The organism is Bacillus sp. CR71, assembly GCF_003429245.1.
GTDB classification, from domain to species: domain Bacteria; phylum Bacillota; class Bacilli; order Bacillales; family Bacillaceae_G; genus Bacillus_A; species Bacillus_A thuringiensis_S.
This window is the reverse complement of sequence record NZ_CP031748.1, coordinates 3,321,676-3,336,293: the sequence shown is the minus strand read 5'-3', so window position 1 is coordinate 3,336,293 and position 14,618 is coordinate 3,321,676. Positions and strand designations below refer to the sequence as shown.

Below are 14,618 nucleotides of genomic sequence, written 5' to 3'. Positions count from 1 at the left end.
TAGTATCTTCATCTAAATTAATAGCTACGTAACTTGGCACCATTAAGATTTCTTTACCGCATACACTACATTTAGGATTTCCATATGCAGAAATCCCTTTAATAATTTCAATTTCTAATAAATCCATGTCTGTGTTATCAAATACTTCAATCACATGTAAAAGTTACGTAAAGATTGCTATGATTTAATTCTTCCACCCCAGAAACGTTATATAATGAAATTGCAAACATTAGGTTTTTACCTTTCTGTACGACATAATTCTTTGCTAGGAGCAAATCCTAGCCTTTTTTATTTCACCCTCCGTTGATCCGAAGTGCAGATTCCCTCTTTCAATTACATTAGCTTGCATGCTAGCCTCTTTAGGGAATTCAATGTAATCAACAAGTACACTAACCTTCCCTCTAAAACCACTATCCTCAGTTCCAAGAATCACGCGTCATACCACTACGCGGACGTACCTGCAATTCATATCCTGGTGGAATCTCCAAAGCTAATCAATCCCATTTGTACAACCTTTGTTTGGCCCGGCCATATAATCGTGTCCTCTGCTGCTACAAGATCAAAACCAGCATCACCAGACTTTGCATATCTTGGTAACTCCACATCTTTTATAGATTTTCCGCACGGGAAAGCCCACTACGGTGCGATAGCACCCACTTTAGGAATGGGATGAGAGTGAAGTCAAATGCGATGTACAAATAAAACACCGAAGGTACGTTCTCTACATCAAGAATTTGAATTGGTATCATTTTCATAATAGGCAAGTAAAAGTCTCTAAAACAATCTTGTTCTCTGAAAACAGAATACATAGGAGGTTGAAGTAACAAATTCTTCTACTCCGTAAAATGTATTGAGTCGTCAAGCACAAGACGCTAAAACACATTTGAGAACTCACAATCTGACTCGTTTGGTAATAGAATGAGTGCCGTATCTGCTATATGCACTGGATACGGCGTGGTGATGGCACACCGCAATCTTGCACGTCAGCGATACTAGAAATAGACTTCGCCTTTGGTAGTAAGAATCCCACTGACGTTAGCTAGCTTGTGGCTTTAGCCGTGGGAGTGTCAATTACCTCCCTTTGCTTTGATTAATAATTGAGTCACTTCGTAAACACCATGTTGTATTTCCATCATTCTTGATACACTCCTTTAATTAGATTCCACAATTCTTGTTCAGTCATCTCATAAAGTTGTCGACCTGTCTTTTCTTCTTTATAAATTCCTTTTTGTAGTAAAACATCGATATAGATTTGTTTCCTGTCCATGTTGCCTCCTAGCTGCTTTTCTTCTTAAGTCTCCTTATAGGTGTAGTTGCTGCCCTTTGTGGACTCCATCCTCCTTTTAATACTCTTTTACTAAATGTGCTATATGAAATACCGTTCTCTTCAGCTAAATTGACCATATCTTCCATTGTTGCTCTTAATTTCTTTACAGGCTTTTTTGCTGCTTCCTCTGGTGACATCCCTTTATAAACACGAGTTAAAAATGTCTTCTTTTTAACCCCATTTTCTAATGCTATCCTTAACCACTTTTGTTCCCTAAATTGATATTTCCGAGGCGGTGTATTAATTGCCTTACTAACATCCCATCCCATTTGATACACCCTACGATATAACATGTTATAGCCAATGCCGTTCTTCTCGGCTGCTTGATAATCTTCCTTTTCTAGCCATCTATTTATCATCATGGCGCTATGCCTCCTAATCCAAATTCATAATCTCCTCTAAAGTTCTATCTGAAATATGGGTGGTAATGATTTGTATATTCCCGTATTTCTTTTTAGCCATTTCTATAGCTGCGCCCCCGGACTTCGCGTCAAACCAACGAAGCTTCCATTTCTCGTCTTTATCGTAAAACTCTACTGAATACGTCATAATGCTATTACGTTTCAAAAACTTATCCGCTGTACTTGTTGCAGTATAATCAAAACTTCCGACTACATCCTCTAGTGTTAGTTGTTTCATGCTCCTAACCCCATTGGGCGAGATTTGATTTTGTTCTTATCTGCCTGATCCATGATTAATGCGGCGATTTCTAGTTGATACCTTCCTAGCTCTTTTGCTATTTCGAGAATACCTTTATCCTCATCCCACATTTTTCTTAATTGAATCACTTCACTTTCATCAAACACTAAGTCTAATTCTTCTAAAGCGATATATAAGTTACGACGCAATTTCTTCATGTACCTTTCCTGTTGCAACGCCATTATGTAATTCTCCTTTTCCAAATCCGTTCCAAGTCGTGGCATCCCATTTCCCCTCCAGTTGTAATTGGTGAATTTCCCTTAGCTCCGCCATAACGGCATGACGTCTTCTATCCACTTCTTCAGGACTGCGATTCCCTGCTTCGCAAATACAAGGTGCAAATTGAAAGCATCCATTACCCATATCGTTCTTAATTACTCCCGTTCCGTTACATGCACACATTTTAATTCCCCCTTTAAAAATGATAATGTCTTTCTTCTGTAATACTTTGTTTCTTTGAAAGTAATCGTTCTGAAGTTATTGAGAATCCGCGATACAATCCGTTCATAATACGCACCCTCTAAACACACTCCTGTAAGGCTTGTTGTAAATATAGTAGATTGAACCTTACTATTTTGTTTGATCTATTTTTAACTTGTTGTAATTCCTTTTTATAAGTAACCCTTGCTTCTCAAGTTTGTTTATTATCCTTCGTAATGTAGCAGAAGACCATAAAGGAAATTGCTTAAGCCATTCATCGTAACTGTTATAGCCTTCATTGAAATTCTTTAATTTATTTACCAATAATGAACTTGTTGTAAAATATCGCTTCATTTAATACAACTGTTTTATTAATCCTAATAAAACGATTAACGGTTGTTAATGTATAAGTAATTTGCTCATTTAGTTCACTTTCTTCATCCAACACTCATAACTCACATTGTCCTCCATGCCAGTAAACCGAACCTTTTCTCTCCCTCTGAACTTACCTTCATGATAAAAGGTTCTTTCTGCCCTATATATTCGTTTAATTGGCGTTACATAGTCATAACCTCGTTTTTCTAAATCACGAACTGCTATTAACATCTCCTTCATAGACCCACGCCTTACAGGTATCTTAAACATCACGCATTCGCCCTTTCGCATACTGCTATGTTGCCTTTAACCCACTTTGTTGATTTCTTAAGTGCTTCTTCTGCTTGTTTTAATGTCAATTCGCCAATTTCTTTAATACTTAATTGTCCTTTAATCCTGTCTTCATCTACTTTTCGACAAGTAGCTAATTTTTTATGTTTAATTTAATTGCACTAACTTGTTGAGCATTAATTATTTCCTCTTGGATTTCTAGTAAATCTTCACCCGCATAAATTTATAAACCTAATCCGTGAATTGCAATTGCTTTTACTAAGCACCGCTGGATACTCGTGTTAATGTCAAAGCTGTTACGCTCTGCAATTGGCTTGTTTTGATTGTTTTGTAGTGGGTGACTTTGACTTAGTGATTTTCTTGTACAGTTAATTCCCCCCCTACAAAGTAACCACAATCTGTTTTGAGGTAAGGCCCTCCATTAAATCGTTTTACTTCCCATATTGCTGTTGGATCTACTTTTTAACTGCCCATGATAAGTAGTTAAAACGCCCTTTCTTTTCAACATGTTCCGTGCAATCTATTTAAGCTAATTTAGAAAAGTAGTTTTCAGTTGTCATATGAATTTCCCCTTTTTAAAATGGTGCTATTTCCGTTTGTTTACTAGCTTCATAGACTTGCATAAGTGCTTGTAATCCATATTCGTAAGCTACAACCATTGATGCAGCGTTAGGCTCTTTGCTTTGCTTATATCGTTCAACCAAATTCATTAAAATTTGAATTTCAGCTTCAATTTTGGTTTGTAGTCCCACCTTATTCACCTGCCACTTTCTCTGTAGAATGAGACATTACATATTGCGTAATGCACTCTGTTTCTGCGTGTAAATAATCACCACCAAAATCTAAGTAACTTTCACCGAAGTATATTTCTCCATTGCAACCTTCACATTCTTCAATAAAGTCTCTTGCTGATGAGTCATGATAATTACCATAAGTAATTGGATTTTCAATCATATTTCATTCCTCCTTATTTACTGAGAGAAAACGTATGTTATAATACATGTAGCTAATTTTAGGGAATATTTTCTCTACAACGCTCGTTGCCATCGAGCGTTTTTTCATTTTTAACGAACTCCCCGAAAGAATTCTCCTTCCTCAAGCGTGTGAAGGGCGTATCCCAACGGTAGGTAGGAGATGAATTTCGGTTTGGCATAGCCAAAAACTTTTGATAAACTTGCTATATGAAGCTCTTCGATAACTTGATATATGAGGTTGCAGGAAGAAAATAGAGTGCGAAAACCAAGCCATTCGGTTCCCACGTAAAATATCAACCGTACCAAAAGAGCGTCCAAGCGTTGGACATCTAGGGGTGGAACACCCCGAAGTAACGCTCAGGGAGACGAAAGGTTACTTTCGTCGTGGAACTGAGAAGCTCCCACTTCAAGCTTTGCTAAGTGGCGAGTAGTTCACTAGATAACTACCTAACAATCTGTTAAAATTTAGTTACCGATATGTGTAACAACTGGCCTGTGCTTCTGTACGGGCTTTTTTGATGCTTTCAGGCATCATAATACTCAGGAACCAGTCTATTAGGTAGGGCACCCTATTAGATTACCGAATATTACGAAAAGCAAGAGCTTGTCGTATTCACTCTATAAAAACGCTATTACAAACATAATCCCTTTTGGCTCCTATGGATTATCAACTTTTTTCATAATTTTTATCTTTGTTTTTTTATATTCATAATTTCGTAACATCTTTATATAATGTTTTAATAGATTTTATGTTAAACTTATAACATTCCAAGAAGTCCTTTACTTTTAGAATCGACAATTCTTCAATACCCTTAGTCTTGCCCTACATCCCCTGTAGGGCTTTTATCATTAGCTAGGGTGGTATACCTCAACCTTATCTGTTCTGTTATGCACAACTCTAGTTCTTAAATTCCTTATGATCCACAAGATTTTCTTTTGTTCATATTCATCACGCTGCTGCTTATTCGTCATCTTGTTACCATCCCATTTTTTGTCCCAGACATCTATTCATTCGGTGTACCAGGTATTCCAATAAACATATTACTGACGATACTATTACCAGTGATAATGTGCTTTCCTCCATCATTTACATCGCTGCCCTATCGATTTCTGGAATAATTCCGCGTTTCGTTAGTATTTCATGAATAAATCTGTACTCATTGTAAACACTCCTCATAATTTTTTTAATAACAAAGCAAATCAACCATCTTCTCTGTTTTCTTAGAAATTTTTTTATAATAAAGAAAAGCTGATGGATAAAACCTCCATCAGCTTTTCTATTTCTTGCTATTCAATTAGAAGCTAACTGTCGCTGCTTCCTCTCCTGAATTAATCATTCGTTGTTCAATCTTTCCTAGCAGTTCCTTTATCTTACTTGAATAAAGTTTAACTGCTTTCGTAGATTGAGCATTCTTAAGCTCTTCTGTCCATTCTGCTAAATCTTCCTTTTCTTGATCATCTAGATAATCAAAAACTTCCTTTCGAGACATGGGGCTCACCTCAACTTAACTCTTTGTATTTGGCCGTTACATAACCAAATCTCCTCATCTCTCTATTTCTATTTATAACAGATTACTCCTCCTTTATTCCTTATTCTTTTTTTCGAGTTCGGTCAATTTCTTTGAAATAGACTGAAGCTCGTCAGTTTTTACTTGTTCCGTCGCCAAACGATTGTGCAGCAGGAAAGCTTGCCCTGAAATCCCAGCAAGAATACTCACCTTAAGAATATCCATCATTGTTTCAGGGTTAAACATTGCAACACCAACGAGTGAAGCAATACTGCCTACAAACATCTCTCCCAAGAAACTCGGGTGAAATGCAAGCTTGCTCTTACGAGGCAACAAAAACTTTTTGTTTGTGATGTAATGACTAGCCAATCCTGAGACCATACCAGCCACAACTGACACAATTACTGTAACCAACATAATATGCACCCCTTTTCGAAAAACTTTTGACATTGCAGCAGCAGTTTCTATTTAATAATTAGTTGCTATGACACAGCATCACCCCTTTCAGGCAAAAACAAATAACCTTCCAGGAAAATGAATTGTTTACACAATGAAATAAAGTAACATAAAGTTCCTTTTTGTGTAATTTCATTAACCCGAAAGGCTATAAGTAGTTAGTGATATAAAAAAGAAAAATAAAAAAATGCAACTAAATTATATCACAATGAAGTTCGTTTTATCTTTAAATTCAGAAAATTTATTCTGTTATTTAACTTTCTCAAGTTAACAAATCAAATTCTTTGATACCTTTACACTAATAATTCGAAAGCCTGATTATTATTTATTTTTTCAATCTGCCATCAATTATGCTATAGATTACAATACAATTTTGATGAATATAGAATTCCAGTATCTCAAATGCTACCTTTTTATCCTCTACATTTTCAAAGTTACATAAATTTATTATTCTATTTCCTGTGATTTCTCCTAAATTAGTATGATTTTCAAACAATTCAGGTCTCATATAATCCTCAGCTGCGACTATTGATTCAAGTTGAAAGTTCTGATTCAATAATTCTTTAACTGAGAATGACTCTTTACGTATAAACTTTAGAACTTCCGCTAAATCAATAGGTACCATTATAACGGCCACTTTTTTATAATTTTCATAGCCGATATATCCACCCTTCATAGAAAATAAAAAAGACAAGGAATTAATCCTCGTCTTTTTCATAACCGCAGTCATTTTTTTCTTCATATTCTATTACCATAACCAAAAGCGATTGGCCTTGTTCACGTTCCATGAACCCGTTTGGTGTTATTTTTTTAACCATTTTCTCGTAATTTGCACAATACTTCAAAAAGCTATTCACTTCTTCATCAATTCTTAATGCATCAGCAATAACAGTTCTAATTTGCAACATAATAAATCCCTCCAAGTAATTTTTTATTTTAAATATGTAATCTCAGAAATTCGAAATCCGTCTATTTCTGGTACATATTTAAATTCCAGAATTAAGTTGTTTTGTTTTACCAAAAACAATCCTTTTTTTACTTTTGTAACAGTTCTTGGTTTTTTATAATTAAATAGACTTGGTTTACTTATATAAGTAACTTTGTAATTCTTATTTGTACTAAAGTAGTCTGATATAAATTCATCAGCTAATTCTACAGTAGTTACATGATTTCCTAAAAACATTTCTAGTTCTTTTTTGTTTTGATAAATGGTTAGGTGGCCATTCTTATCAATATCATCAAATATTAATTTGAATTGCCCTCCTAAGTCATTAATCACATTTTGTGATAATTCATCTTCAAACAAATAATCGTATTGAATTTTTTGTTTCAAATCTTCTACTTTGATTGGAGTTAAAGCATCTGTTTGAGGTTCATCCTTTATAAAGGTGTTATAAAAAACAAACATCATAGCTAAAACGCCTAACACTAAGAACAATCTCTTAATCTTCATAAATTCTTCATCCTTTCACAATGTGATGTTCTCCAAAAAACGCAAAAAAGCCCTTTTCGGAGTAATATTTAAAAAGAAAGTAAAAGTAAAAAACTTAAACTATCTTTGAAAATCGAAACCCCGAAAGGGCTATAGTGGTTATAGATATAAAAAGTTGAAATTTAAAAAAGGTATACTTAATTTTAACAAATTACACCTTTAAAAACAACAATCTTCAGAATATTTAATCCGTTAAATTTATGTTATGATGAATATTATAAACCCTCAGAATGGAGTTTGATTTACAATTGAAAAAACGTCTAATTTCTGTTTTTCCAATATTAATATTTATAATTGGCGTTACCTTACTTTTACTAAGACAGTTCGTTTTTTTTCCATATAAGGTTTCTGGAGTCTCTATGGAAAATACCTTATTTAATAATGACAAGGTTTTAATTAATCATCTCACCCATTCAATAGACGATCTGCAAAGATTTGATATAGTTGTTGTTAATTCCCCCCTAGAAAACACTTCTAATAAAAAAACAATTATAAAAAGAGTAGTTGGTTTACCTGGAGATAGAATAGAATATAAATCACAGATGCTTTATATAAATGGACTTCAGGTAAAAGATGCATACTCAAAAGGTAAAACAGCTGATTTTTCATTGAAAAATATTTATGGTTTCGAAAGGGTTCCAAATAATACAATTTTTGTATTAGGGGATAATCGTGAAGAAAGCTTAGACAGTAGATTTAAAGAAATAGGATTTATATCTTTGAATGATATTGAAGGTAAGGTAATTTTACGCTATAAACCATTAAATAAATTTATGAAATTTTAATACAATTAATTAAACATATAAAAAAGGTCCAACTGTAGGAAAGTCGGACCTTTTTAAAATATGATTTTGATTAGTTAAGTTCGACTGATAAAAAACTTATAGATGAACCTTCTAAAATCTTCGCTATTATAGATTTCTGCTAAAATCTTATTTTAGCTACACCATTAAAATTTGATGCAAGTAATCCATTATCCTGCTCTTTAGAAGTTGTTCCTGCAGTTTTCTGTTCTGGTTTTTGTTCGGGTTTCTGCTCTGGCTTTTCTTTCTCAAGAACTATAACATTTACTGTTTCAGTTGAGCTATTTCCTACCTTATCGGTTGCCGTTACTTGAACTGATATTGTGCCTGGCTTACTTGTATCATACGCTCCTACTGTTATTACTGGATTTGGATCTTTATTATCTTTTACACTCACTAAACTTTCTGGACTTAATTTATCTCCCACATGTACGGTTACACCTTGTTTCGCTGTTATTACTGGTGCTTCCGTATCCTTCTCCTCTTCCTTTTCTACTACTTTTACTGTTACCGTTACAGTTGAGCTGTTACCCGTATTATCAGTTGCCGTTACTTGAACTGATATTGTACCCGGTTTACTTGTATCGTACACTCCCACTGTTATTACTGGATTTGGATCTTTATTATCTTTTACACTCACTAAACTTTCTGGACTTAATTTATCTCCCACATGTACGGTTACACCTTGTTTCGCTGTTATTACTGGTGCTTCCGTATCCTTCTCCTCTTCCTTTTCTACTACTTTTACTGTTACCGTTACAGTTGAGCTGTTACCCGTATTATCAGTTGCCGTTACTTGAACTGATATTGTACCCGGTTTACTTGTATCGTACACTCCCACTGTTACTACTGGGTTTGAATCTTTATTATCTTTTACACTCACTAAACTTTCTGGACTTAATTTATCTCCTACATGTACGGTTACACCTTGTTTCACTGTTATTACTGGTGCTTCTGTATCCTTTTCCTCTTCTTTTTCTACTACTTTAACGATTAGTGTTGTACTCGAGCTATTTCCTGATGCATCTGTTGCCGTTACTGTTACTTGAATTTCTCCTGCCTTACTTGTATCGTACGCTCCTACTATTACTACTGGGTTTAGATCTTTATTATCTCTTACGTCTACTAAATCGCCTGCATTTAAGCTATCTCCTACATAAACAGTTACACCTTGTTTCGCTGTAATTACTGGTGCTTCTGTATCCTTTTCTTCTTCTTTTTCGACTACGTTGACAGTTACTGTTGTACTTGAGCTATTTCCTGATGCATCTGTTGCCGTTACTGTTACTTGAATTTCTCCTGCCTTACTTGTATCGTACGCTCCTACTATTACTACTGGGTTTAGATCTTTATTATCTCTTACGTCTACTAAATCGCCTGCATTTAAGCTATCTCCTACATAAACAGTTACACCTTGTTTCGCTGTAATTACTGGTGCTTCTGTATCCTTTTCTTCTTCTTTTTCGACTACTTTTACTGTTACTGTTGTACTTGAGCTATTTCCTGATGCATCTGTTGCCGTTACTGTTACTTGAATTTCCCCTACCTTACCTGTATCGTACGCTCCCACTATTACCACTGGGTTTGGATCTTTATTATCTTTTACTTCTACTAAATCGCCTGCACTTAAACTATCTCCTACATGTATAGTTACACCTTGCTTTGCTGTAATTACTGGTGCCACTGTATCTTTTTCAGGTTTCTCCGGTTTTGTTGTACCACCATCATTACCATCTCCGCCTGTTGGTGGTTTTGTACCGCCTCCACCATCATTACCACCTCCACCATCATTACCTTCACCACCTGTTGGTGGTTTTATATCTCCCCCGCCACTATTACCTTCACCACCTGTTAGTGGTTTTGCATCTCCTACGTTACTAGAATCTCCAGAAGCTGGCGGTTTTTTATCATGATTAACTGGAGGCATTGAATTATCTGCAATAGCAACCCCATCATTGATATTTAAATCGCCACCAAATACAAAGTTCTTACTATCCTTATTATCCGAAACAGAAGGATTGTTTGTTGCTGATGCTATTGAAGTATTTAAATCTGAAAAACGATTATTTGATTTATCACCGTCAATAACTGATGCTAGATTTCTATCTGAATTTATAGCCGCGGTAGCAATTGAATCAGTTAAATCATCAAATTTCTTTTTAGTTTTGTTATTTTCAATGATTCCGGCTAAATTTTGATCAGAGCTACGTTTTGCATTATCAATGATTTCATCAAAATCGTTAGTATTTAAATTTTCATTCGTTTCATTCTTACTTTCATCTTTTTTCTCATCTTTTTTCTCATCTTTCTTCTTTTCTTTTTCAGTATCTTTTTTCTTTTTAGATACTGATGCTGTTTTGGTGCTCTTTTTTTCCGAAGAAAACAGCGAGCAGCCTGAAACTACCCCAACACTTAAGGTAGTAGCAGTAGTTGCAAGTAAAACTTTCTTGAAGATTTTTGAATAATCTAAAGGCACAATCAATTCCTCCCCATTACTTAACCTGCACTTATAGTTGCAACAGATGTAGCAGAACTATTAGGTGTAGAATTACTAATTTTTTCGAGTAAATCTTTATTTCCAACCTTTTGAGCAAACTTTTTAGCTTCCTCAGATTTATTTAATTTCAAATAACTATTAACAATAATTCCTTCTCTTCTACCATCTAGTGGCACTTGATCTATTAATTTGATAACTTCTTCATGTTTGTTATCTAACGCAGCAATTTCAAAATTAATTAGTGAATTTTTAGTTTTAAGTTCTTTTACCTTTTTCAAGTTATCAACAGCTATATAATATGAAACTACTGATTCTGCAAAACCTTGCTCTAAGTCAATAGCCTTTTGTGCTTTACCGCTTAAAAGATAAGTAAATAAAACTGCCTTTTTATCTTCTTTTCCTAATTTTTTATAATCAACTTTATCAAATTCCAAGGCAGCATCTTGATATTTTTGAACTGCAGATAGCCTTAATCCATTTATTAAATTCGCATTAACTTCTAAACTATTTACATTATTTGCAGATGCAGCCTGTGAATTCTTCAAATTACTAAAAGCAAAACCTGCTACTACTAATAAAACAATTGATGCGACTCCTATAATAGCGTACTTATATTTTTTCATATTATTTAAGATTCCTTTTTTATCGATTACTACTTTCTCTTTTTGTTCAAATTTAGTTTCATTTGGTAGATCTCTTTCCTTATTTAAATTAATCTCATCACTTTCTGGTTCACTTTTAGCTACAACTATTTTTTGTCTCTGTTGTGCTTCTTTTATTTTCTTTTCTTCCTCTAATCTTCTTTTTCTTACTTCTTCAAGTTTTCTCTCTTCTTCCTTCCGTCGAGCTTCTACCTCTTTTCTTGCTTCTTCTTCGGCCCTTCTATGCGCTTCTGCTTCTGCTCGTTTTCTTGCTTCTTCCTCTGCTTTTCTACGCGCTTCCGCTTCTGCCTGGTTTCTTGCTTCTTCTTCGGCTCTTCTACGCGCTTCTGCTTCTGCTCGTTTTCTTGCTTCTTCCTCTGCTTTTCTACGCGCTTCCGCTTCTGCCTGGTTTCTTGCTTCTTCTTCGGCTCTTCTACGCGCTTCTGCTTCTGCTCGTTTTCTTGCTTCTTCCTCTGCTTTTCTACGCGCTTCCGCTTCTGCCTGGTTTCTTGCTTCTTCTTCGGCTCTTCTACGCGCTTCTGCTTCTGCTCGTTTTCTTGCTTCTTCCTCTGCTTTTCTACGCGCTTCCGCTTCTGCCTGGTTTCTTGCTTCTTCTGCCCTTCTACGCGCTTCCGCTTCTTCACGTTTCCTTGCTTCTGCTTCTGCCTTTCTACGTGCTTCTACTTCTTCACGTTCCCTTGCTTCTTCTATTTTTAAATCATTTTCAGAAGTGCCTGCCTGTTTTTGAATTGTAGTGATCCAATCAAGAGCTGGGTTACTATTTGAAGATTCATTTTTAGGTGAATTTACATTTACACTTTCTTCACGTTGGTTCCGCGGTTGTTCTGAATGCTCTTGTGGTATTTGCTCACTTATTGTATCTTTATAGACATCCTTATATTGTTCTTCTTCCTCTGCTAGTAATCGCTCACGTCGTTCTTTTTCTTGTCTAATCCTTTCTTTAATTACGTTTCTTTTTCTATTATTATGCATATAACAACAATGGCCTCCTTTCTATTGGTACCTCATAAATGAGAGTAATTAAATTATTTATCCTTCATAATTAATCATGAGATATTTCTATAGAAAAACTAAGGAAAAATAAAGATAATATTATTTTTTTAAGCATGATAAATAAAAAAGGATAAACAGGTAGCACCCATTTATCCTTCTTTTTATTTTACATCTATTGAGTTTTTAGTACATGTTATCCCCTTAACACACCCCTTTTTTAAAATTTTCAGACAGAAAAAGGATACAACACGCTCGTTATACTGTATATTCTGATGAATACAAAAATATATTTTCACACCATATTAAGTTCATCCATTACTTTCAACTTTTCATGTAATAGATTAAAAATTTCTTCTTTATAGTCACATTTCTTCAATTTTTTAATTGCTTCATCCTTTATTTGTGACACTCTTTCAGTTGTTATCATAAGTGCTTTTGCAATTTCTTTATGCAAATATATTTTACCATCTAGAAGACCAAAACATAGATTTAGTACCATCTTTTGCTTTGGGTTTAATACTTCATCAAATATTAACCATATCTCGTAATTTAAGTCTTCAATTACCATCTCATTTGTTGACGGAATTGCTGAACTATCATCATAGAATGGATTTAATATACCTATATCTTCATTTATTGTATCTACATCCAAAGTAATAGTAGTAGCTCGCTTATAATATACGTTGTGCTTAATGACTGTTTCGCTAGTTACATTTAACTCTTTTGCTACTTCTTCCACTGAAGGGGTTCTGTTGTACATTTGTAGATATTTATCTTCTAACTCGACATATCTTAAATTAAATTGATTCACATAATTAGGGATTTTAAAAGATCCGGACTTTTTTTTACATATAATTCCTAACATACTTTTTTGTATCCACCAAAAAGCGTACGTGGAAAAGCAATACCCTAATGCCGGATTAAAATCTTCCATTGCCCGTAACATTCCCTCATTACCTTCTTGGACCAGATCATCAAACTCTATATCAGGGTGCTTGTTTTTGTACTTTCTTGCAATAGATAATACTAGTCCTACATTCACATGAAACAAATAATCACGTAGATCCTTTTCACCATGTTTGTACCGCTGAAATAATTTTAAACTTTCTTGTTTTGATAGTACCTTATAATTCCCAATTTCCTTAATTTCAAAAGTGTTTTCTTCTAGATTTGCCATTGGCTTAATACTTCTTGCAGTAGAACTTTGTGTTATAGTTTTATCTAATGATTCATCGCGATTCAAGCTACTATATGAATGATTCATACTTATTCCTCCCTTCTCATTTTTAACGAATTGTTTCTAAAAACATCTTTGTCTCCTTTTGTACGTTACTAATCAACTTACAATTCCTTGCACATGTATTGGCAACTTCTTTATGTGCTTTCGTTTTTCTCAATTCTATATAAATATCGCATCCTTTGCAGATGCTACTAATACCTTTCATTATTTCTAATTGTCTTCTTCTCTCATATAAAAACTGCTCTTTTGTTTTCTTCTCGCTTACTCGTCTCCCCATTTGTTTCACCTCGTATACATGAATAGTATTATTTAGTAATTAAAAACTACTATCGGTATTACATAGATACGAAACTTCGCCTTCAAAACTCTTCCAAATTTATCCTGTATGTATATGATATAGGATTATAACAAAATGTAAAATTAATTATTCTAAAAATTTCAAAAAATTACCGATATATTAAAATATCCATCATTTCCTTATGATTAAACTAATTATATTTATATAAATCTTGATAATCATCAAAGTTTATATATACAATTTAAACCCTTATGACTATCAAGAACACGTATAAAACAATGGATGTATTGTATTCTTCTATACAATACATCCTTCGATTTTATAAAAACCACTCATTCTAGTTATGGTATAGAAAAGTACTTAATCATTTCTAGCCCTTATTAATATATCTCTTAATTTATTTCAAGTGAACTACCCGCCACTTAACGTCCTAACGGACTGTTTGAAGTCGGGGCTTCTCGGTTAGTCGTTACTTTTGGTAGCTAACGAATTCGTCCTAAGACAGCCGAGCTAACTCCCTTGTTCCAAGGGTTATTTTATTGCTATCTATGCTAACGCTAATAGGCGTATTGCTTCATTTTTG

General features: G+C 34.3%; 18 protein-coding genes and 3 pseudogenes. 1 reads left to right on the top strand and 20 read right to left on the bottom strand.

All coding sequences use genetic code 11. The features are described from left to right. Positions 1 to 322: 322 nt before the first annotated feature. The 16 genes and pseudogenes from DOS87_RS16770 to DOS87_RS16700 all read right to left on the bottom strand — a co-directional run. A pseudogene (locus DOS87_RS16770) lies at positions 323 to 603 on the bottom strand (deoxyuridine 5'-triphosphate nucleotidohydrolase); the annotation flags it as partial. Positions 604 to 1,132: 529 nt separating this feature from the next. Further along, positions 1,133 to 1,267, bottom strand: a complete 135-nt coding sequence (locus DOS87_RS16765) for a Fur-regulated basic protein FbpA (protein WP_000375383.1) — start codon at positions 1,265 to 1,267, stop codon at positions 1,133 to 1,135. A gap of 8 nt (positions 1,268 to 1,275) precedes the next feature. Next, positions 1,276 to 1,689 (bottom strand): hypothetical protein, encoded by a 414-nt coding sequence (locus tag DOS87_RS16760; protein WP_133964194.1) that lies wholly within the window; start codon positions 1,687 to 1,689, stop codon positions 1,276 to 1,278. 13 nt (positions 1,690 to 1,702) lie between these two features. Then, positions 1,703 to 1,966 carry a hypothetical protein gene (locus tag DOS87_RS16755; protein ID WP_000811969.1) on the bottom strand — a complete coding sequence of 88 codons (264 nt, stop codon included), beginning with the start codon at positions 1,964 to 1,966 and terminating at the stop codon, positions 1,703 to 1,705. Further along, complete coding sequence (locus DOS87_RS16750; protein ID WP_170962304.1) at positions 1,963 to 2,250, bottom strand: helix-turn-helix domain-containing protein; 288 nt, start codon at positions 2,248 to 2,250, stop codon at positions 1,963 to 1,965. Before DOS87_RS16750 ends, DOS87_RS16755 begins: the two co-directional genes overlap by 4 nt. Then, on the bottom strand, positions 2,165 to 2,428 hold the full coding sequence (locus tag DOS87_RS16745) for a hypothetical protein (protein WP_098833720.1): 264 nt from the start codon (positions 2,426 to 2,428) through the stop codon (positions 2,165 to 2,167). Before DOS87_RS16745 ends, DOS87_RS16750 begins: the two co-directional genes overlap by 86 nt. Further along, positions 2,401 to 2,589: pseudogene (locus DOS87_RS30255) on the bottom strand (hypothetical protein); the annotation flags it as partial. The gene DOS87_RS16745 and the pseudogene DOS87_RS30255, both read right to left, overlap by 28 nt. A gap of 280 nt (positions 2,590 to 2,869) precedes the next feature. After that, the gene (locus DOS87_RS16740) at positions 2,870 to 3,091 is read right to left on the bottom strand and encodes a hypothetical protein (RefSeq protein WP_000472844.1); all 222 of its coding nucleotides are present in this window, start codon (positions 3,089 to 3,091) and stop codon (positions 2,870 to 2,872) included. Continuing rightward, a pseudogene (locus DOS87_RS16735) lies at positions 3,091 to 3,636 on the bottom strand (DUF1071 domain-containing protein). The gene DOS87_RS16740 and the pseudogene DOS87_RS16735 overlap by 1 nt, the downstream one beginning before the upstream one ends. Positions 3,637 to 3,687: 51 nt before the next feature. Then, complete coding sequence (locus DOS87_RS16730) at positions 3,688 to 3,864, bottom strand: hypothetical protein (protein ID WP_000524193.1); 177 nt, start codon at positions 3,862 to 3,864, stop codon at positions 3,688 to 3,690. Between the two features lies 1 nt (position 3,865). Continuing rightward, positions 3,866 to 4,066: a hypothetical protein gene (locus tag DOS87_RS16725; protein WP_000572102.1), complete on the bottom strand. Its 201-nt coding sequence runs from the start codon at positions 4,064 to 4,066 to the stop codon at positions 3,866 to 3,868. A 1,315-nt stretch (positions 4,067 to 5,381) separates the two neighbouring features. Beyond that, complete coding sequence (locus tag DOS87_RS16720; protein WP_000087400.1) at positions 5,382 to 5,576, bottom strand: hypothetical protein; 195 nt, start codon at positions 5,574 to 5,576, stop codon at positions 5,382 to 5,384. 93 nt (positions 5,577 to 5,669) lie between these two features. Then, a complete protein-coding gene (locus DOS87_RS16715; RefSeq protein ID WP_208730026.1) occupies positions 5,670 to 6,011 on the bottom strand; it encodes a DUF4257 domain-containing protein in 342 nt (113 codons plus the stop codon). A gap of 364 nt (positions 6,012 to 6,375) precedes the next feature. Then, positions 6,376 to 6,744: a hypothetical protein gene (locus tag DOS87_RS16710; RefSeq protein WP_000008896.1), complete on the bottom strand. Its 369-nt coding sequence runs from the start codon at positions 6,742 to 6,744 to the stop codon at positions 6,376 to 6,378. 4 nt (positions 6,745 to 6,748) lie between these two features. Next, on the bottom strand, positions 6,749 to 6,958 hold the full coding sequence (locus tag DOS87_RS16705) for a hypothetical protein (RefSeq protein ID WP_000939331.1): 210 nt from the start codon (positions 6,956 to 6,958) through the stop codon (positions 6,749 to 6,751). A gap of 23 nt (positions 6,959 to 6,981) precedes the next feature. Further along, the gene (locus tag DOS87_RS16700) at positions 6,982 to 7,503 is read right to left on the bottom strand and encodes a hypothetical protein (protein ID WP_000695113.1); all 522 of its coding nucleotides are present in this window, start codon (positions 7,501 to 7,503) and stop codon (positions 6,982 to 6,984) included. Between the two features lie 287 nt (positions 7,504 to 7,790). Between DOS87_RS16700 and lepB the strand changes: the two genes are divergently transcribed. Continuing rightward, on the top strand, positions 7,791 to 8,327 hold the full coding sequence (gene lepB / locus DOS87_RS16695; RefSeq protein ID WP_033657584.1) for a signal peptidase I: 537 nt from the start codon (positions 7,791 to 7,793) through the stop codon (positions 8,325 to 8,327). A 139-nt stretch (positions 8,328 to 8,466) separates the two neighbouring features. On the opposite strand, the gene DOS87_RS16690 is transcribed toward lepB, so the two are convergent. The 4 genes from DOS87_RS16690 to DOS87_RS16675 form a co-directional block, all read right to left on the bottom strand. Further along, positions 8,467 to 10,821, bottom strand: a complete 2,355-nt coding sequence (locus DOS87_RS16690; RefSeq protein WP_208730025.1) for an adhesin — start codon at positions 10,819 to 10,821, stop codon at positions 8,467 to 8,469. Between the two features lie 20 nt (positions 10,822 to 10,841). Next, positions 10,842 to 12,476, bottom strand: coding sequence for a hypothetical protein (locus tag DOS87_RS16685; RefSeq protein WP_208730024.1), 1,635 nt, complete (start codon positions 12,474 to 12,476; stop codon positions 10,842 to 10,844). Positions 12,477 to 12,789: 313 nt separating this feature from the next. Next, a complete protein-coding gene (locus DOS87_RS16680) occupies positions 12,790 to 13,761 on the bottom strand; it encodes a sigma-70 family RNA polymerase sigma factor (protein ID WP_208730023.1) in 972 nt (323 codons plus the stop codon). Between the two features lie 22 nt (positions 13,762 to 13,783). Continuing rightward, the gene (locus DOS87_RS16675; RefSeq protein ID WP_208730022.1) at positions 13,784 to 14,014 is read right to left on the bottom strand and encodes a hypothetical protein; all 231 of its coding nucleotides are present in this window, start codon (positions 14,012 to 14,014) and stop codon (positions 13,784 to 13,786) included. Between the last annotated feature and the right edge of the window lie 604 nt (positions 14,015 to 14,618).